Raw genomic sequence first — 19,446 nt, 5'->3', positions numbered from 1 at the left:
AGTTTATATATTTAATAATAGATTACTTGATTAAATAAAAAAGCCCAAATACTGAGATTTGGGCTTTTTAGAAAGTTAGGTATTAATCAGTCATTGTCATTAAGCTTGCGTTACCACCAGCCGCAGCTGTATTCACACTAATTGCACGTTCAATCACTAAACGCTCAAGTGGAATAGTTTCATTCGGCTCAACATGGGTAATACCAACAATTGCACCAGAACGAGTAGCAATCTCTTGCTGTAATGAGAAGATCTCTTCGCGATTACCATGATGTAAAACTGCATCAAAATCATCTGATGAGATGTTTTTAACTGTAGTAATTGCAGCAAGCACATCTTTTGGCAATGTTTGTTTGTATTTTGCCAACAATGGACTATTTGGCATTACGGCCGCTTGGCTACCCACTGCAAAAATTGCGAGCAACTGATGCAACTGATTTTGTTCTGTATCAGCGATTGAAAGAACACGATGACGCGGCAAAATAATATATTGGTTACTTTCCCCAGTAGGGCCTTGTAACTCATAGAATTTACCAACACCAAATGGTTCGATAGCACGATTTTCTTGCGGTAAATGCTGTTTCGCCCAATTTTGTAAGCTCTGATAAATCTCACGGTTAAAGCCTTCAAAAGCAGTTTGCTCAGTCTTCATGGCAAATGGTGTTGCCAATACTTTGTTTGAACAATGTTGCATTAAGCGATACATGTAAAGCGGACCGCCAGCTTTTGGACCGGTACCAGATAAACCTTCACCACCGAATGGTTGAACACCAACAACAGCACCAACAATATTACGGTTGATATAAAGGTTACCCACTTCAGCATGTTGAATGACTGTTTGGATGGTTTCATCAATACGGGTATGTAGACCCATTGTTAAACCATAGCCTTTGGCATTAATGCGTGAAATGAGTTGTTCAAGCTCACCATACTTATAGGTAATGATGTGTAAAACTGGACCAAAAACTTCGCGTTGTAAGTCATCAAGATTAGGGAGTTCAATTGCTGTTGGTACAACAAAAGTTCCTTTATCTAATTCATTCTGGCTTGTTGCACCGAACATCAACTGATGTACCGGATAGCCTTTAGACTTCATTTTTTGAATGTGCTGGTCAATCGTTTGTTTTGCTTCGTCATCAATAACAGGACCAATGTCAGTTTTTAAAATTGCAGGATTACCTACGATCAACTGTTGCATTGCACCTTTAAGCATTTTAATCACGGTTGCAGCACTGTCTTCTTGTACACATAAAATACGTAAAGCAGAGCAACGTTGACCCGCGCTATCAAAAGCAGAACTTACAACATCGAGTACAACTTGTTCAGTTAATGCTGATGAGTCCACAATCATTGCATTTTGACCGCCAGTCTCTGCAATGAGAGGAATCGATTGACCATTTTCAGATAAACGTTTCGCAACGGTCTTCTGCAAAATTTTTGCAACTTCAGTCGAACCTGTAAACATAATGCCATCGATACGGCTATCTTGGCTAAGCTGAGCACCGACTGTTTCACCACGGCCAGGAAGTAACTGTACAGCACCATGTGGAATACCGGCTTCCCATAAAATCTGAACTGCTTGAGCTGCGATTAATGGTGTTTGTTCAGCAGGTTTAGCAATAACACAGTTACCACTCACTAATGCTGCAGCAATTTGGCCAGAAAAAATCGCAAGAGGGAAGTTCCATGGGCTAATACAAAGTACAGTACCTAAAGGCTGAATAGCTGTATTTTCTGGTAGGTTTTCAACTTGAGTTGCGTAGTAACGTAAGAAGTCTACAGCTTCGCGAACTTCTGCAATCGCATTGGCATAAGTTTTACCGCTTTCTCGGCAGAGTAAAACCATCAATTCTTGAATGCGGCTTTCCATGAGGTCAGCTGCACGTTTTAAGTGTTGAGCACGCTGTTCTTTAAGCGTATTTGACCATTCTGATTGAGTTTGTTCAGCTGAGTTAAGCGCAATTTCGACATGCTTAAGATCAGCTTCTTGTACATAACCAACAATTTCATCATTTTGTGCTGGGTTTGTAATTGCAACAGAATGACCTTGCTCTAATGAATCGTTATTTGCCAATAATGGATGGCTTTGCCAAACACGATTACGTAGTTCTTGAGCTGTGCTGTCTAGAGCTGCAAGTGGAGCATCATTTGCTAAATCATAGCCTTTAGAGTTTTTACGAAGTGTTCCGTACATATCTAAAGGTAGAGGAATTGATGGATGTTTTAAACCAATCGAACCTTCAAGCTTAGCTGCATTACGAATATCGTAAATTGGAGACTGAATAAGATCGTCAACTTTAAGCGTTTTATCGGCAATACGGTTAACGAATGAAGTATTTGCGCCATTTTCAAGTAAACGACGAACTAAATAAGCCAACAAAGTTTCATGGTTACCAACAGGAGCATAAATACGGCATGGCACGCCTAATTTATTTTGTTCACGTGGGCCCACAACTTGTTCATAAAGCGGTTCACCCATGCCATGTAAACATTGGAATTCATATTGACCAGCATAATATTTGCTTGGATCAGCTAAATGATAGATTGTTGCCAATGTTTGAGCATTGTGAGTTGCAAATTGCGGATAGATAAATTCTGGCGCAGCAAGTAATTTTTTAGCACAAGCGATATAAGATAAATCTGTATGTACTTTACGAGTGAAGACAGGGTAGTCATCCATACCTTCGATTTGCGCTTTCTTAATTTCGCTATCCCAATACGCACCTTTTACAAGACGGATCATGAGACGCTTTTGGCTGCGTTTAGCAAGGTCAATAATGTAATCAACCACGAAGAAACAACGTTTTTGATAAGCTTGAATTACAAAACCAATGCCTTTCCAGTTTGCAAGTTCCGGCTCAAAGCAAAGACGTTCAAGTAACTCAAGAGAAATTTCTAAACGCTCTGATTCTTCTGCATCAATATTTAAACCAATATTGTATTTTTTAGCCAAAAGAGCGAGTTCAAATACTTTGCCGTAGAGTTCTTTATGAACACGTTCAATTTGCGCACGTTGATAGCGAGGATGTAAAGCAGAAAGCTTAATTGAAATACCCGGGCCATCATAAACGCCTTTGCCATTAGACGCTTTACCAATTGCATGAATGGCTTGTGTGTAATCGTTAAAGTAACGTTCAGCATCATGTTCGGTTAAAGCTGCTTCACCCAACATATCATAAGAATAGCGGAACCCTTTATCTTCAAGCACTTTGGCATGGTCTACAGCTTCTTCAATGGTCTCACCAGTCACAAACTGTTCACCCATCATACGCATTGCAACGTCAACGGCTTTACGAATAATACCACGACCACTACGTGCTAAAAGGCCAGTAAGTACACTTGAAAGACTAGTTTGCTTTGGAGTTTCCATCAGCTTACCAGTTAACATGAGACCCCATGCCGCAGCATTTACAAACATTAAGCTGCTTTGGCCAACGTGTTCTTTCCAGTTACCTTGATTGATTTTATCTCGAATAAGCAAATCACGTGTTGCTGAGTCTGGAATACGAAGCAAAGCTTCGGCAAGACACATGAGCGCCACGCCTTCTTGTGAAGAAAGAGAGAATTCTTGTAATAACCCTTGAACAATACCTGCTTTACCCGAAGAGGTCTTACGTTCACGTAAATTATTGGCAAGATTAAAAGCAAGGTCATAAATTTTATGATCTAAATCATCAGATACCGCGGCAGCTTGTAATAGCTCTTCTACAGCTTCTGGTTCAGCACGTCGCCAAGCTGTATTGATGCGTTGTTCAAACTCACTTTTATCGTTAAATTCGGTGATATAGCCTTGGTGAGATTTATCCATTTGATGAAAAGTATCCATTGTGTTCATATCTGTTTCCGCCAACCAGCTCTCGTAAACTCATCTTGAGTAGAGAGGTTTAGATAATTTATCATTACAGAAGAAACACCGAATAACTCACTATATTTAGCCCATTTTTTAGAGGAAAATTCAGATGAATGGCCCAATATTAAGCCTTGATCGCACTGATTTAAAAATTTTGGATATTCTTCAAACAGATGGACGAATTTCTAATAGTAAATTGGCCGAACTTGTTAACTTGTCGCCAACTGCTGTTATGGCCCGAGTTCAAAAATTAACGAAAGATGAATTCATCTTAGGATATGAAGCGAAATTAAATCCGGTTAAGTTGAACGCAAATTTTTTGGTGTTCGTTGAGGTGTTATTAGATAAAACGACACCTAACGTTTTAGATGAGTTTATTGATGCTGTTGTTCACTACCCGGAAATCGTTGAATGCCATATGGTGAGTGGTGGGTTTGATTTTTTAATTAAATTGCGAAGTGGCAGTATGGAAGAGTTTAGAAGAATCGCGGGGCAGGTGTTGTGGCAATTACCAGGAGTAAAAGAAACTCGTAGTTATCCAGTCATGCAAGTTGTAAAAGATACTTCAAAAATTAAAATCAAAACCAAAAATAAATAAAGGGACCGAAGCCCCTTTTATTTATTTCAATGACTTATACGCTTTCTTTGTAGAGTTCATCTGCTTTTTCAAAGCGACCAGTTACTGTCGTATTTGGCGCTTTAGTTAAAAGACTCACTACAATGATACTGATAAATGCAAGGATAAAGCCTGGAATAATTTCGTAAACACCAGTGTCTGCGAAAAGGTTTTTCCAGCCAATAACTACGACTGCACCAACGATCATACCTGCTAAAGCACCTTGTAAATTCATACGTTTCCAGAACAATGACAAGATGATAAGCGGACCAAATGCAGCACCGAAACCAGCCCATGCATAAGCAACAAGACCAAGAACTTTACTGTCTGGGTTACCAGCAAGAGCAATCGCAAGAACAGCAATCGCAAGAACCATAACACGGCCAACCCATACAAGCTCTTTCTGAGATGCATTCTTACGAATGAAGCCTTTGTATAAATCTTCTGTTAATGCACTTGAACATACCAAAAGCTGGCAGCTCAACGTACTCATCACAGCAGCTAAAATCGCAGCCAAAATGATACCTACAATCCATGGATTGAATAAGATTTTAGTCAATTCCATAAATACTGTTTCAGGGTTTTTGCTTACAACTGCTGCTAATTCAGGGTGTTGCTCAAAGTAAGCAATACCGAAGAAACCAGCGCCGACAGCACCAACTAAACATAAGATCATCCAAGTCATGCCAATACGACGAGCAGCAGGAATTGATTTTACAGAGTCAGCAGCCATGAAACGCACAAGAATGTGCGGCTGGCCAAAGTAACCTAAGCCCCATGCCATGGAGGATAGAACCGCCACTACACTTAAATCTGAAATAATATTAAATGCATGTGGGCGAGCAGTTTCAATGAGCGTAACGAAATGAGTCGTATCGCCAATTGCAAGATAGGTTACGATTGGTGTTAACAACAGAGCAAAAATCATTAAGCCAGCTTGGAATGTATCAGTCCAGCTAATTGCTAAGAATCCACCAATACAAACATAACTGATGGTTGCGATAGCACTGAGCCAAATAGCTGTGTTGTAAGACATTCCGAATAAGTTTTCAAATAGACGGGCGCCTGCTACCATGCCTGAAGCACAGTAAATTGCAAAGAAAACCAAGATAATAACCGCAGAAAAAATACGGAGTACTTTTTTCTGATCGTCAAAACGGCTTGTAAAATAATCTGGCAACGTGAGTGCATTATTTTGGACTTCAGTATGAACGCGTAATCGACCAGCAACCAGTAGCCAGTTAAGCCAAGCACCGATAATAAGACCAATTGCAATCCACGCTTCAGATAAACCAGAAAGATAAATCGCGCCTGGTAAACCCATGAGCAGCCAACCACTCATGTCTGATGCGCCTGCGGATAATGCAGTTACGAAACTGCCTAAACTACGACCACCGAGAATATAATCTGAGAAGTCGCTTGTAGCACGGTAGGCAAATAAGCCAATAAGAACCATTGCTACGATGTACACCATAAACATGATGAGGGTGGGATCAAAATAACTCATAATGGATGTGTGTCCTTATATCCATAATCCGTGATTGTAACCTAATCCAGGTCGCTGTTTTCTTGTACGGCATCCAAGAGGTTGAGATTCAACCACAAAAGATTTTTTTTGCACTGTTATTTTTATATTGTACTTTTGTATCATTGTGTAACTTGAAATAAATTGATTTTATAGATGTAAAATTATAATATTAATCATTAACTTATAATTTTTTAATATTTATTTTTTTTAAATTTTTCAGCAAAAAAACGCCATTCTGAAAAAAACTAAATCGATATAGAATTATAAATAGGCTATTGGTCAAAAAAAATTTATAGAAATTTAGAATAAACTTAAAAAAATCGACAATTTTTTGTTCAATTAATAATTTTTTTTATTCACGTTGGGCTTATTTAGTGTCTAAAAATAGCAATTAGCCGATTAAATTTTTAAAAAATCTATGCATTCCTTGAGTCGCTGACATCTTTAATAATTCATATTGGTGGGGAACACGCAGATGATCTGCATTTGGATCTATATAGTAAGCTTTACAGTGATCTGAAATTTCATGTACTAAAGCCGCAACCGGATATACACTTAACGTGGACCCGATTACTATAAAAATATCCGCACTTTGCACTAATCTAATTGCTTCTTCATAAGCAGGTACAGCCTCACCAAACCAGACAACATGTGGACGCAACGGATAGCCATCTGGACAAAAATCGTGTTCTAAATCTAGTTTCCAACCATTAATATCGTAAAACTCATTTGTAAATTGTGCATGCGGGCCAGAGCTTTTCGCTAAACGAATATTTCCGTGCAAATGTAAAACGTTGGAACTCCCAGCCCGTTCATGTAAATCATCAATATTTTGAGTAATCACTTGTACGTCAAAATAGTCTTGTAGTTTGGCAATATATTGATGTGCTTCATTAGGTTTAGCCTCTAAAATATTTTTACGTCGTTCATTATAAAAGCGTTGAACTAGAGCAGGGTTCTTTTGCCATGCTTCAGGTGTGGCAACTTGTTGGATGTCGTAATTTTCCCATAGACCATTACTGTCACGAAAAGTGCTGATTCCACTTTCGGCACTCATGCCTGCGCCTGAAAATACAACAAGTTTTGTCATAGAAGTCACCTATTCATACCACTAATTTTAAATAGATAAAGAAAAACCAGTTTAAGACTAAACTGGTTTTTATCAAATATTGAAAACGATGCCTATCTTTTATAAGCCAGCTTCATATTCTGAATTTGTTAAAAGTTTTTCAACATCTGCAATATTGTCTGGTTTAATTTTATAAATCCAGCCTTTACCATATGGGTCTTCATTTACAAAGTCAGGATCATCTTCAAGATCAGTATTCACTTCTACTACTGTACCTGACACAGGTGCGTGAATATCAGATGCAGTTTTTACTGACTCAACTACACCAGCTTGTTCGCCAGCGGTAACTTGGCTTCCAACTTCTGGAGTCTCAACATAGACCAAATCGCCAAGTTCATCTTGTGCATGATCGGTGATCCCTGTAATAACAAGATCACCCTCAATCTTTACCCACTCGTGTGTACGTGCATACTTCAGTTCCGAAGGATGATTCATGGTAACTCCTTAAGCTTGTGTCCAATAGTTTTAAACATTATAAGTATGGGTCTTTACGCCAGTTGCTCGGGCTGCGGCCACTCCAGCGTTTAAAAGCACGGCTAAAATTTGCAACGTCCGAATAGCCAAGTTCATCTGCAATTTGTTCAAGACTATAGTCTGTACGTGAAAGCAAAGAAGTTGCGTGTCGATAGCGCACTTCATCAACCAATGTAGAAAAGGAAGTTCCTTCAGCCGCTAATTGACGCTTGAGCGTCCGATCTGACATATGTAGACATTCAGCTACATTTTCGATGCTTAAATAATGTTGTTCAGAATTACTTAAAATATCACGAACACGCATTGCTAAACGGCGGCGTTCACCTAAAGCAGAAAGTTCAGCTTCACATTGATTAATGGCAACTTGACTGGCGATTGGATCTGAATTGATTAATTTAAGTCCTAAGTATTTTTTATCAAAACTTGAAATTAAATGGGGTTGATTAAAGCGAATTGTGCTGCTTAATTTATTTCTATACTTTTCAAAACCTTCCGGTTCAGGAAAATCTAAATCTACATCGCCGGCTAAGTCTTCAATACCCGTAATCGCTTTGGCCATGCTCATAATACCAATGGTCAAGCCTAAAACGATTTCTGTACGTAAAGGCTCAAGTTCTATATCACATTGTAATTGTAAGGTCGCTTTGGGACCAAACGTTGAAAAATAGAGCTGTAAAAAGGGTAAACGTAGTTGAATAAAGCGTGCTGCAAGAGCAATTGCTTCTGTAATATCCTTGGCTGTCATAATTGCATAGCCAATGAAGCCATGAATCGAAATACGCATTTGAGTACCGAGATGGTAACCCAACGTAGTTTCACCAGTTAAATTAAGAGCGTGTTTAACCAGTTCATTTGCTACTGGTGTAGAAATACGATAATCAGGATCGGCCAGTTGTTCACTAGTAAGATTAAATGGAGCAAATAATGTTTCATCGTTATATCCCCAACGTGAAACAACATCTAATAGCAATAAGCCATAGACTCCTGGAATACCCTGATCTTGACGAGCTGAGGTAATTTTCATATGCGTTCCATTGCTCTCATCAATTTGTCACATGCATTTCTTACACATCTTGTCATGAAATATAATCTGAGTTTATAAAAACTGTTAGACAATCATATCAACCATGTTTTAAACATTCTTTTTAAAGACAACAATTTTTGTTGTTGAAATAAGTAATACGTCGCCATTTTGATTTAAGGCTTGCGTAACGTAACTTACAATACCACGATCTAATTTTGTTTTGGATGGTGTGATTGCTGAAATTTCAGCTTCAACATGTATTTTATCACCTGGTCGAGTAGGGCGTGGCCACCGTAAACTTGATTCTGAACCGATTAAGCCACCCTGAATCGGCATACATTCTGTCCATAACCGCATAGTAATTGCAGAAGTATGCCAACCACTAGCAGCGATCCCCTGAAAAATTGGATCGTGCTTAGCTTGCTCTTCATCTATATGGAAGGGTTGAGGGTCATATGAGCTTGCGAATTTTTTGATTTCATCTAAGGTAATTTCATATTCACGGCTAATGAAACGATCACCAATTTTCAAATCTTCTAAATAAAGCATTAATCTTGACCCTGTAATACTTTTTGCTCAATTAAGAAACCGCCTGTTTGTCGTTTCCATAATTGTGCGTATATACCATCTTGCGCAATTAACTCTTCATGAGTTCCTTGCTCAGCAATTCGACCTTCATCAAGAACGATTAAACGGTCCATTTGTGCAATAGTAGATAAACGGTGTGCAATTGCAATAACGGTTTTATCAACCATCAGGTCATTTAAACTTGACTGGATTGCTGCTTCAACTTCCGAGTCTAATGCACTGGTTGCTTCATCTAAAATAAGAATTGGAGCATCTTTTAAGAATACTCGTGCAATAGCAATACGCTGTCTTTGACCACCAGAAAGTTTGACACCACGTTCACCTACCTGAGCGTTATAACCATTACGTCCTTTTAAATCAACTAATTGCGGAATAAATTCAGCAGCTTTAGCTTTATTTACAGCATTTTCCATGTCTGCATCAGACGCATCTGGGCGACCATATTTAATGTTTTCTGCAACCGAGCGATGTAGCAAAGACGTATCTTGAGTCACTAAAGCAATATTAGCTCTTAGACTATCTTGAGTTACATCTTCAATATTTTGACCATCAATTAAAATTGCACCTTGTTTAAGATGGTAAAAATGTAAAAGTAACTGAATCAGCGTGGACTTACCTGCGCCAGAGCGTCCAACAATTCCTATTTTTTCGCCTGCTTTAATATGTAAGTTGAAGTGATCAATTACATTTTTATTGTTATAAGCAAAGCTTACATCTTTAAATACAATCTCGCCTTCGGTGACGTTCAGTGATTTTGCGTCCGGCTTATCTTGAATATTGATTTTTTTACCTAATGTTTGCATACCATCTTGAATGGTGCCGACATTTTCAAATAAGGCTGACATATGCCACATCATGAATTCAGCCATACTATTAAGTTTTAAAATCATTGCAGTCGTTGCTGCGATAACACCTAATGCCGCTAAACCTTGAGTCCATAGCCAAACTGAGGTACCAATTACGCCTATAAACAAGACAGCAGACAACATATTAATGCTGACTTCAAAGAGGGTTCCTAAGCGCATTTGAGCATAGACTGTGGTCATAAACTCTTTCATTGATGCTTTTGCATATTGGCTTTCACGACCAGCATGAGCAAATAGTTTTACAGTTTGAATATTGGTGTAGGCATCTGTTACACGCCCCGTCATGATCGCTCTCGCATCGGCTTGTTGCTGAGAAACTTTACTTAAGCGAGGGATAAAGAACCATGCGCTTAATAAAAATAGACTTAACCAAACTAAAAGAGGAATAAGTAAGATTGGCGAAATTGCGCCAAGAACAATACTAACCGTAATAAAGTAAATGCTGACATAAGCCAACATGTCACCCAAGATGATCCAGAATTCACGGACTGCTAATGCTGTTTGCATCACCTTAGCAGAAAGTCTTCCTGCAAAGTCATTATGGAAAAAGTCTAAGCTTTGTTTCAATAAAAGATTATGGAAACGCCAACGCAAACGCATTGGAAAAGTGCTATATAGAATCTGATGTTTAATAATAGATTGTATATTTACAAAAAAGATATTGGTAAATAAAACACCAATCAAAATGAGTAAATCAGTAGCATGTTGACTTAAAAAGCTTTCAGGTTGACTTTTACTTAACCAATCTACCAGTTGTCCAATCTTTGAAAAAAGTAAGGCTTCAAAGCTTGCAGCTCCTGCTGTAAAAAGAATAAGTAAGAATAAGTAAGGGCGTACACCTTCCGTAGCTTGCCAGACAAATGGAAAAAAACGAGTCGGTAAAGGTTCATCCAAACCTTTAGTTGGGTAGGGATCTACAAGTTTTTCAAACCACTTCAGCATGAATTACTACCTTTGAGACAAAAGCCATTTCATTTAAGTCTTTGCAATTTAATTTGCAGAAAGTCAGTTAGATCAATTTCATTTTGGGTTTTGATCTTTTGAATATGTGCAAATACACATGAACTGATTATGTTGTACGTCTTTAATTAATAGATGACGCAAAATTGGAGACTTGAAGAAACCTTCAAGAACGTCGCGAGGACTAAAATATTCTTCATTATATCGAGATTAATAGATAAAGGGTAAACGAATTTATTCTTTAAGTATTTTTTCTTAATATTTTGAATATTTGTTAAATTATTATTGCCGCACATTGAGTTGAAAAGGGCCTTTAGATATGTCTCCTAAAGGCCAAAGAATGGTATTACCACATTAAGTCATCTGGAATAACATATGCTGCATATGGATCTTCTTCATCGGTGGCTTGTTCATTTTTCTCAGCATTATTAATTAAAATGAAACCTTGCATTTTTTGATCAATTTTTTCAGCTAATGCTTTGGGTAGATAGGCGTATTGATCTTGATCTTTAGCTATAACTAAACTGCCCGCAACAAGTGCATTATAAACTTGCTGAGATAGATAAACTTTTTTGATTTTATTTTCATCAATAAATTGATAAGCCACATCACCAGCAAAATCAGTAATCTTATGTTGTTTAATCATCTGAATGATTGATGCTTTAAGTGCTTTTTCTTCAAGCTGCTTCTGTTTCTCTAAATTTAAAGCCTGGTCTTTAGCTAATTTATCTTGTTTAGCCTTTTCAACATTCGCTTTAATTTCAGCTTCATCACTTAGTCCAAGACGTTGTTCGTGATGAGCTTGCTTAGTTAATTTTTTTGCTTTTTTATTATCAACTAAACCCGCTTTTAATAGCTGGGCTTGTAAGGCATTTTTAACCATGTCTTAATCCTTATGTGAAGTTGAAGTGCTATAAAGATAAACTACCCAGTAACAGATACTTAAGGCTAAGCTTAAAATTGCTGGCAATAAAAATGATTGTAGCTTCAAATATGGATGTACTACAGCGGCAAGAATTCCACCTAGTAGGAAGCCAGCAAAAATAAGTAAATGTAAAATAATACGTCGATTTTCTACAATTAAGCCTCTGGCTTTGTATCCAAGCGCTAGACCAATATCTGTTAGCACTCCGGATAGATGGGTAGTGCGGATGATTGTTCCTTTATAGTGACTTACCATCGCATTTTGTAAACCCATTGCTGTACAAGCCCATAATAATCCATAGCGCGGAAAATAAGGAAGCAATAGCCAGCAAAGGAAAATGAATAAGGCAACAAGGCTCAAAGGTAAGCCATAACGACGACCCAGTCGAAAATGACTGCTACCTAAAATAAAACCACTATAAAATGAACCGCAAATATAACAAATAATCACCAGAAGCAAAAAAATAATATGTTCTGGTTGCCACCCTACCAAACTCATCGCTAGCATACTAACGTTGCCAGTCATATGTGAAATAGATTGATGTAAAAGGGTAATTAACCCTAATACATTAATCATTCCGGCATTAAATGCCAGCAAAAAAGCTCCAAATTGGAACCAGTTTGGTAGGCGTTGAAAGGGCATTTTGCTTAAGACGCTTGTTTAGAGCGAATATCTACAGCTGCGGTGAATAAAACATCTGTAGAAGAGTTAAGGGCTGTTTCTGTCGAGTCTTGCAATACACTGATAATCATACCAATAGCCACAACTTGCATAGCAATTTCTGTTGAAATACCAAATAGGCTACAAGCTACAGGAATTAGAAGTAACGAACCACCAGCAACACCAGAAGCGCCACAAGCTGAAACTGTAGCAACAACTGATAAAATAACCATTGTTGCAAAATCAACATGAATACCAAGCGTATTTACAGTTGCGAGTGTAAGTACGGTAATCGTAACTGCTGCACCTGCCATATTTACTGTTGCGCCTAGAGGAATAGATACACTAGCTGTAGATGGGTTAACACCTAAACGCTCTGCTAAATCTAAGTTAACCGGAATATTGGCTGCTGAGCTTCGCGTAAAGAAAGCTGTAATCCCACTTTCTTTTAGACACTTAAATACGAGAGGATATGGATTTCCACGTATAGTAAGGGCAACAAGAATAGGGTTGATAACTAAAGCAACAAAGAACATGGTGCCTAACAGCACCACTAATAAGTGTGCATAGCTCTCAAGTGTTGCAAGACCAGCATCAGCAAAAGTCACGGCAACTAACCCGAAAATACCAACAGGAGCAAAAGCAATTACTTTATGGATAATAGCACTTACAGCATGAGATACATCCTGCATCACTTGTTTGGTAGTATCTGAACTGTGGCGCATAGCTAAACCTAGGCCAACTGCCCAAGCTAAGATACCAATAAAGTTAGCTTCACTAATTGCTTGAACAGGGTTTGCAATAAAGCTTAAAAGCAAATTTTTTAATATATCTGCGAGACTACCAGGCGCTTGTAAATCATTATGTGAAATTGTATTGAGGAATAATGTGCTTGGGAATGAAAGACTGACAACCACAGCTGTGAAAGCAGCAAGCAACATACCTACCACATATAAAATCATGATAGGACGTAAATTCGCGCTATGACCTACTTGAAAGTTGGCAATAGAAGAAAGCACTAATACAAAAACTAAAATAGGAGCAACCGATTTTAAGGCTTTAATGAAAAGCTCACCAAATAAACTTAAGTAAGGCGTAACGTTCGGAAATAGTAATGCAACGCCTATCCCTAGAATAATGGCGATAATAATCTTAGTGACTAAGCTTAATCGAGAAAAGAATGCAAGCATATAAAGGCCTTATTAACCTAATCATGGCTAAAGGTTGAACAAGCGGAGTATTTTATACTTAAGTGATGTGAATCTTAAGCTTTTTTATAGCACCTATAAGTTTTTATAATGAATGGTAATATTAAATAATTGTTTTTAATATATTTAATTTAATATTTTGAATTTTATAGTTGGTGATTTTGCTTGTTAATTGCTCATTAAAAAACTAGATATATCAAAAAGCTGTGAAAGTTTGGAATAAACTAAAGAAAATAGAGTGGCAAAAAGTTAGATATGGTTGAGCTTTTGGAAAAGCTACGCGAATTTTCAAAACTTTGTGCTTGGATTGGACTCTAAGCTTTCAAGCTGAAAAATCGCATATTTCAGGAAGTTACTACTATTATTATAAATTTATAATTTAAAAAATATTATTTACTTGCACAGTACAGCTGATGAAGCGTATTTAAAATTGAATGCATATTGTCATCCTTAATAGAGTAAAAAATTTGCTTGCCATCACGACGAGTTGATACAACATCACTTTTGCGTAGCATCATAAGTTGTTGTGAAAGAGTAGGCTGGGTAATTTGGGTCTTCTCTTCAATTTGAGAAACATTTAACTCCTCATAAGCTAAGTGACATAAAATTAATAAACGATCTGTATTAGCCAAAGATTTAAGAATTCCAACGACTGAATCAGCCGCATTTTTCATTTCTTCAATTTGGAGTCCATCTTTCATACTTTATACCTATATCAATATAGCGGGCATAGTATAGATTGATCTTATGAAAATGAATGTAGCAAAACTAATCAATCCAATTGTTTTTGTTGAAAAGCAATATAAGGAGAATTGATAAATAAGCAGTCTTTTTAATTAAAAACAACTATTTGTATTTCTTTTGTGTTTAAAATGTTGCATTGTGTTATGAGTGTAATTGTTAAGTATAAGTGAATCGAAGTCAACCTAAAATCATTCAAATTTACTTCCGATAAATAGTTAAATCTAATTTATCTTCAAGTAAATCATAAAAAATGATTGAGTTTTTATTTTTTAAATATATAATCTGTTTTGTACAGACAGGTCTGTATATTTTGGTTTAGTAAGGTCGAAAAAAACGTCTAAATTTGAACCAAAATGACTTTCAGACGCAGCGTGATACATAAGAAGAATCATTAAATATAAGAAGAAGAATATCACGCTTTATTTTTATGCAGCTCTTTCGAAATCGATTAATTTTTCTACTCGAGTCCAGTAATCATTAATCTTTATTGAACCATGTTCGACTTGGGCTTGAATGGTCATACCTTCTAAGATATTAACTAATAACAAAGATAATGGAACTGGTTCTTTTACATCATACTGATTAAGAAGGTTTTGAATGAGTTGAGTCAACCAAGCTTTATATAAAGTGGCAGGTTGATGGGTTGAAGGGTATTGTTTTAACACTTCTTCCAATGCTTTTTGAAACATACAGCCATTAAAATCTTCACTATTAAACCAGTCGGAATACCATAAAAATACTGCTTTAATTCTCGCAAGCGGGTCTGACTCATCGTGTTTTGATAAGGCTGAAGTAAGAGAGTTTTGTAAAAGCGTATTGCGTAAAAGTAGACACTCTTCAATTAATTTTTCTTTTGATGGGAAATGCTTGTAAAAAGTCATTTTTGCAACGCCAGATTCATTAATGATGCGATCTACACCTATAGAATTATAGCTATACGAGTTAAAAAGTCTTAATGCGGTGTTAATAATGTCATCTTTTTTCGACATATTTTAGCCTCTCACAAATGAATTGCTATTAGCTTGAATGGTGATCTTTATCAATGAGAATCTAGATTATTTAATTTTACAAGGTATTGTTTGTTATTGATAGAAAAAAGATATTATTTTTTTAAACCCTTAAGTCTTACTTATAAGGAACAGGGGCATAAATTCTCGACTATATTTTAAAATAATTAAGACTTTCTTTTACGCAGTCGTTTTTCAAAATCTTTTAATTTAAAATTTTTATCATAAGCCACTGTAAAATTTCAGACAAAAAATTAGTGAGTAATAAACAAGTTTATTTTCTGAGTTTGTTTGCTCATTAAAAAGTGGACTTCCCATTGGTTTGAAAGTCCACTTTTATTAAAGTTTCTTACTCTGAAGGTGGCAAGAGCATCAAAATAGATTCATTAAGTAAGTAAGCAACATTTTCTAATATTTCAATATCATTGAATTGGCTATCAAAAGCTAAGCTTTCTCCATCAGCAATGGCTTTTAATTTTGGTGCGAAATTTTCAGCTATACATAGTGCTTCGCCATTGCCCCAGAAGTTTAGAATTCCGTTATTTTCTGTATAAAGTAGGCGAGAGGCAGGTTCTAATAAAACTTCATAACCTTCATGTAAGATCTCTTGAAGATCATCGGCTTCGATCTCATCAGGTTCTGGAATATTATCTGGATATTTAGGTTCGCTCATATATGACATGATTGCTGCATCAAGTGCTGTAGAGTCTTGCAACTGAGCTAAAACTAAGTCTTTTAGATAACTTAGTTCAGTTGAGTTAATTTCACCAATTTGACTCATTTGTTTGCGTGCGATATCTACAACAGGATTTTGAAGTAAAATATTAGCTGAAAATTGATCGCTAATACGTTCCATCATTCCTGCAACGTTTGGCATGCGAAAGCCAAATGAGAAAGTTAGGCAGTCATCTTCGGCAACCCCATAATGTGCTATTCCAGGTGGAACATAGAGTAAATCGCCTGGTGCTAAAACCTCATCAAATTGCACATCTATTTCTGGTAGAAGTTTTAAAGGTTGATTTGGTACAAATGCAGTATTTACATCACACATTTGTCCTAACTGCCAGCGACGATGACCATGACCTTGAACTAGAAATACATCATAAAAATCAAAATGTTTTCCAACCGAGCCACCTTTAGGTGCATATGACACCATAATATCATCGCGGCGCCATTGAGGAATAAAAGGAAATTTTTTCCAGAGTTCAGAAAGATCAAAAGAGTAGTGGTCTACTGCTTGTACTAAAAGAGTCCATAATTTCGGTAGCTTTTGAAAGTCACCTTTGGTTAGAGGTGAAGACTTTACGTGCCATTCATTTGGGTTTCTATCTTTTTGGCGAATGAGTCGGGCACTTGCATGTTCTTCTAAAGCAAGTTCTTGCACATCTTGGGGTTCTAAAAGACCTACAATCTCTGGCAATCCGTTACGTACCAACAAAGGTTTTTTTTGCCAATACTCTGCTAAAAATTGCTCGGCAGTAATACCGCCTAAAACTGTTAAAGGTTCTGTCATGGAAATAACCTATTTATAAAATATCTAGAATTAAGGAATTTGTAGATCAAGCTGCCTTAAAATATGGCAAAGTTGAATCATAGGAAGACCCATAAGTGTTGTCTGGTCTAGGCCTATCATTTTTTCAAACAAGCTAATTCCTAAACTTTCACACTTAAAGCTACCAGCGCAATGGAGTGGTTGATCTAATAAAACGTATCGTTCAATTTCAGCTTGATTCAGTGTTCGAAATTTTACTTGATAATGTTCAACGAGCGTTTGTTCAAAATTTCTATCGAGCCATTGCACGCTGAGGGCAGTGCTAAAAAAGACAGTTCGACCAGAATTCTCGGCTAATTGTGCTTTAGCATTTTCAATAGTCATCGGTTTGCCAATAAAGTCATGCGGAGCATGTTCTCGCCAAGCAACTTGATCTGAACCGATAACAATCGCATTAGGATTTTGTGCAGCAATCACTTGGGCTTTTGTGAAAGCGAGTCTTTTCGCAAGTTCATCGGCATGGGTTTCACCACGAGGACTTTCATCAATATCCGGACTTACACAGATATAATTAATTCCAAGACGATTCATTAAGTCTTTGCGAGTTTGACTACTGGATGCCAAAATAATTTGTGGCTGAACCATTACACTGCAAATTCCATTAATACATCTAAAGGTACATAGCTTAATACAGCTTGATGACATGCATGTATTTTAACAGGAGGGGCTTCACCAGCTTGATAAGCCTCTACCCAGCGAGTTACACAGATACACCAGAAATCTCCCGGTTTTAAGCCAGGGAAGCCTACTTCTGGTAAAGGGGTAATAAGATCATTACCAATTTTCTGAGAAAAATTTAAGAAATCGGAGGTCATTTGTGCACATACGGTGTGCTGACCAAGGTCTGTTACTGCCGTATGGCAGAAACCATTTCTAAAATAGCCTGTAATAGGGTCAAAACAACAACTTGCTAAAGGTTCCCCTAAAACATTTAAGCGATTGATTTGTGGATCTGGATGAATAGACATAATGGGTGAAATATCAAATAACTACCTCTATCATAATCAAAACTGGGGCTTTCTACAGCTTTTATGCAAAAAAACTAACCTTTTTTGATGTAATCATTTAAAATTGGCGCGTTTTTAAAATCATAAAGAGAGCTTTACATGAATTTTCAGCGTATGACTGACCTTAACTTAACAGGCAAACGTGTCCTTATTCGTGAAGATTTAAACGTTCCTGTCAAAAATGGTGTGATTACTAGCGATGCTCGCTTACGTGCAGCATTACCAACGATTAAAGCTGCTTTAGATAAAGGCGCAGCAGTGATGGTATTTTCACATCTAGGTCGTCCTGTTGAAGGTGAACCAAAGCCAGAACAATCACTTGCACCAGTAGCTTCTTATTTAACAGAAGTATTGGGCCAAGAAGTTAAATTGTTAACAGATTATCTTGATGGTGTTGAAGTTGAAGCTGGTCAAGTGGTATTGCTTGAGAATGTGCGCTTTAACCATGGCGAAAAGAAAAATAATCCAGAGCTTGCACAAAAATATGCGGCTTTATGTGATGTATTTGTTATGGATGCATTTGGTACTGCTCATCGTGCAGAAGCATCTACTGAAGGTGTAGCTCGTTTCGCTCCAGTTGCGGCAGCTGGTCCTTTATTGGCTGCTGAGTTAGACGCACTAGGCCGCGCAATGCAAACTCCTGAAAAACCAATGGTTGCAATTGTTGCGGGTTCTAAAGTTTCAACTAAACTCGATGTTTTAAACTCACTTTCTACTATTTGTGATCAACTGATTGTTGGTGGCGGTATTGCTAATACATTCTTGGCAGCTGCTGGTTTTAATGTTGGTAAATCATTATATGAAGCTGACTTGATTGAAACTGCTAAGCAAATTGCTGCAAAAGTAAATGTTCCACTTCCTACAGATGTTGTGGTTGCTGATGCATCACAAATTAATTTTGAAGATTTCTTAGGTTCTTTAGCAGCAGCTCAAGCTGTTGTGAAGAAAGTAGAAGATGTGACTGCGAATGACATGATTTTAGACGTGGGTCCAGAAACTGCTAAAGCTTTTGCTGATATTTTAACGACATCCAAAACGATTCTCTGGAATGGTCCAGTAGGCGTATTTGAAGTAGATCAATTTGGTGAAGGTACAAAAGCGCTTTCCCTTGCGGTTGCACAATCTGAAGGATTTTCGATTGCTGGTGGTGGTGATACATTAGCTGCGATTGATAAATATAACGTAGCTGATCAAATTGGTTATATTTCTACAGGTGGTGGTGCATTCCTTGAGTTTGTTGAAGGAAAAACTTTGCCAGCAGTGGCTGTTTTACTTGAACGTGCTTAATACTGTTATATAGAAATAAGA

At 37.2% G+C, this 19,446-nt stretch carries 17 protein-coding genes; 2 read left to right on the top strand and 15 right to left on the bottom strand.

Features of this window, described 5'->3' with window-relative positions; genetic code table 11:
- Window positions 1–82: 82 nt before the first annotated feature.
- On the bottom strand, window positions 83–3,835 hold the full coding sequence (gene putA / locus AWW73_RS02065; RefSeq protein ID WP_062848600.1) for a trifunctional transcriptional regulator/proline dehydrogenase/L-glutamate gamma-semialdehyde dehydrogenase: 3,753 nt from the start codon (window positions 3,833–3,835) through the stop codon (window positions 83–85).
- A gap of 124 nt (window positions 3,836–3,959) precedes the next feature.
- Between putA and AWW73_RS02060 the strand changes: the two genes are divergently transcribed.
- The gene (locus AWW73_RS02060) at window positions 3,960–4,448 is read left to right on the top strand and encodes an Lrp/AsnC ligand binding domain-containing protein (protein ID WP_004792785.1); all 489 of its coding nucleotides are present in this window, start codon (window positions 3,960–3,962) and stop codon (window positions 4,446–4,448) included.
- Window positions 4,449–4,482: 34 nt separating this feature from the next.
- On the opposite strand, the gene putP is transcribed toward AWW73_RS02060, so the two are convergent.
- The 14 genes from putP to AWW73_RS01990 form a co-directional block, all read right to left on the bottom strand.
- Window positions 4,483–5,973, bottom strand: a complete 1,491-nt coding sequence (gene putP, locus AWW73_RS02055; protein ID WP_032034828.1) for a sodium/proline symporter PutP — start codon at window positions 5,971–5,973, stop codon at window positions 4,483–4,485.
- A gap of 412 nt (window positions 5,974–6,385) precedes the next feature.
- On the bottom strand, window positions 6,386–7,093 hold the full coding sequence (locus AWW73_RS02050; protein WP_081033796.1) for an SIR2 family NAD-dependent protein deacylase: 708 nt from the start codon (window positions 7,091–7,093) through the stop codon (window positions 6,386–6,388).
- Window positions 7,094–7,183: 90 nt separating this feature from the next.
- On the bottom strand, window positions 7,184–7,558 hold the full coding sequence (gene gcvH, locus AWW73_RS02045; RefSeq protein WP_016145072.1) for a glycine cleavage system protein GcvH: 375 nt from the start codon (window positions 7,556–7,558) through the stop codon (window positions 7,184–7,186).
- 37 nt (window positions 7,559–7,595) lie between these two features.
- Window positions 7,596–8,621 carry an AraC family transcriptional regulator gene (locus AWW73_RS02040; protein ID WP_016141223.1) on the bottom strand — a complete coding sequence of 342 codons (1,026 nt, stop codon included), beginning with the start codon at window positions 8,619–8,621 and terminating at the stop codon, window positions 7,596–7,598.
- A gap of 108 nt (window positions 8,622–8,729) precedes the next feature.
- Window positions 8,730–9,170, bottom strand: a complete 441-nt coding sequence (locus tag AWW73_RS02035; RefSeq protein WP_016141222.1) for a MaoC family dehydratase — start codon at window positions 9,168–9,170, stop codon at window positions 8,730–8,732.
- Window positions 9,170–11,017, bottom strand: a complete 1,848-nt coding sequence (locus tag AWW73_RS02030) for an ABC transporter ATP-binding protein (RefSeq protein ID WP_062848599.1) — start codon at window positions 11,015–11,017, stop codon at window positions 9,170–9,172. The genes AWW73_RS02035 and AWW73_RS02030 overlap by 1 nt, the downstream gene beginning before the upstream one ends.
- A gap of 364 nt (window positions 11,018–11,381) precedes the next feature.
- Entirely contained in the window at window positions 11,382–11,918 is a 537-nt protein-coding gene (locus AWW73_RS02025; RefSeq protein WP_062848598.1) for a DUF2058 domain-containing protein, read from the bottom strand.
- A gap of 3 nt (window positions 11,919–11,921) precedes the next feature.
- Window positions 11,922–12,602 (bottom strand): YoaK family protein, encoded by a 681-nt coding sequence (locus AWW73_RS02020; RefSeq protein WP_062848597.1) that lies wholly within the window; start codon window positions 12,600–12,602, stop codon window positions 11,922–11,924.
- 5 nt (window positions 12,603–12,607) lie between these two features.
- A complete protein-coding gene (sstT, locus tag AWW73_RS02015; RefSeq protein WP_062848596.1) occupies window positions 12,608–13,810 on the bottom strand; it encodes a serine/threonine transporter SstT in 1,203 nt (400 codons plus the stop codon).
- A 407-nt stretch (window positions 13,811–14,217) separates the two neighbouring features.
- Window positions 14,218–14,529 carry an ArsR/SmtB family transcription factor gene (locus tag AWW73_RS02010; RefSeq protein WP_002121379.1) on the bottom strand — a complete coding sequence of 104 codons (312 nt, stop codon included), beginning with the start codon at window positions 14,527–14,529 and terminating at the stop codon, window positions 14,218–14,220.
- A 468-nt stretch (window positions 14,530–14,997) separates the two neighbouring features.
- Window positions 14,998–15,561, bottom strand: a complete 564-nt coding sequence (locus tag AWW73_RS02005) for a TetR/AcrR family transcriptional regulator (protein ID WP_016145079.1) — start codon at window positions 15,559–15,561, stop codon at window positions 14,998–15,000.
- Window positions 15,562–15,928: 367 nt separating this feature from the next.
- Window positions 15,929–17,092 (bottom strand): ribosomal protein uL16 3-hydroxylase, encoded by a 1,164-nt coding sequence (locus tag AWW73_RS02000; RefSeq protein WP_062848595.1) that lies wholly within the window; start codon window positions 17,090–17,092, stop codon window positions 15,929–15,931.
- A 30-nt stretch (window positions 17,093–17,122) separates the two neighbouring features.
- Window positions 17,123–17,716, bottom strand: coding sequence for a Maf family protein (locus AWW73_RS01995; protein WP_016145081.1), 594 nt, complete (start codon window positions 17,714–17,716; stop codon window positions 17,123–17,125).
- The gene (locus AWW73_RS01990) at window positions 17,716–18,099 is read right to left on the bottom strand and encodes a DUF2237 family protein (protein WP_031948157.1); all 384 of its coding nucleotides are present in this window, start codon (window positions 18,097–18,099) and stop codon (window positions 17,716–17,718) included. The genes AWW73_RS01995 and AWW73_RS01990 overlap by 1 nt, the downstream gene beginning before the upstream one ends.
- A gap of 138 nt (window positions 18,100–18,237) precedes the next feature.
- Here AWW73_RS01990 and AWW73_RS01985 point away from each other — a divergent pair, with 138 nt between their 5' ends.
- A complete protein-coding gene (locus AWW73_RS01985; RefSeq protein WP_062848594.1) occupies window positions 18,238–19,425 on the top strand; it encodes a phosphoglycerate kinase in 1,188 nt (395 codons plus the stop codon).
- The last annotated feature ends 21 nt before the right edge of the window (window positions 19,426–19,446 follow it).

The sequence above is a fragment of the Acinetobacter lactucae genome (assembly GCF_001605885.1).
GTDB classification, from domain to species: Bacteria; Pseudomonadota; Gammaproteobacteria; order Pseudomonadales; family Moraxellaceae; genus Acinetobacter; species Acinetobacter lactucae.
Note: the sequence above shows the minus strand (reverse complement) of the source record. Positions and strands in the feature narration are given on the sequence as shown.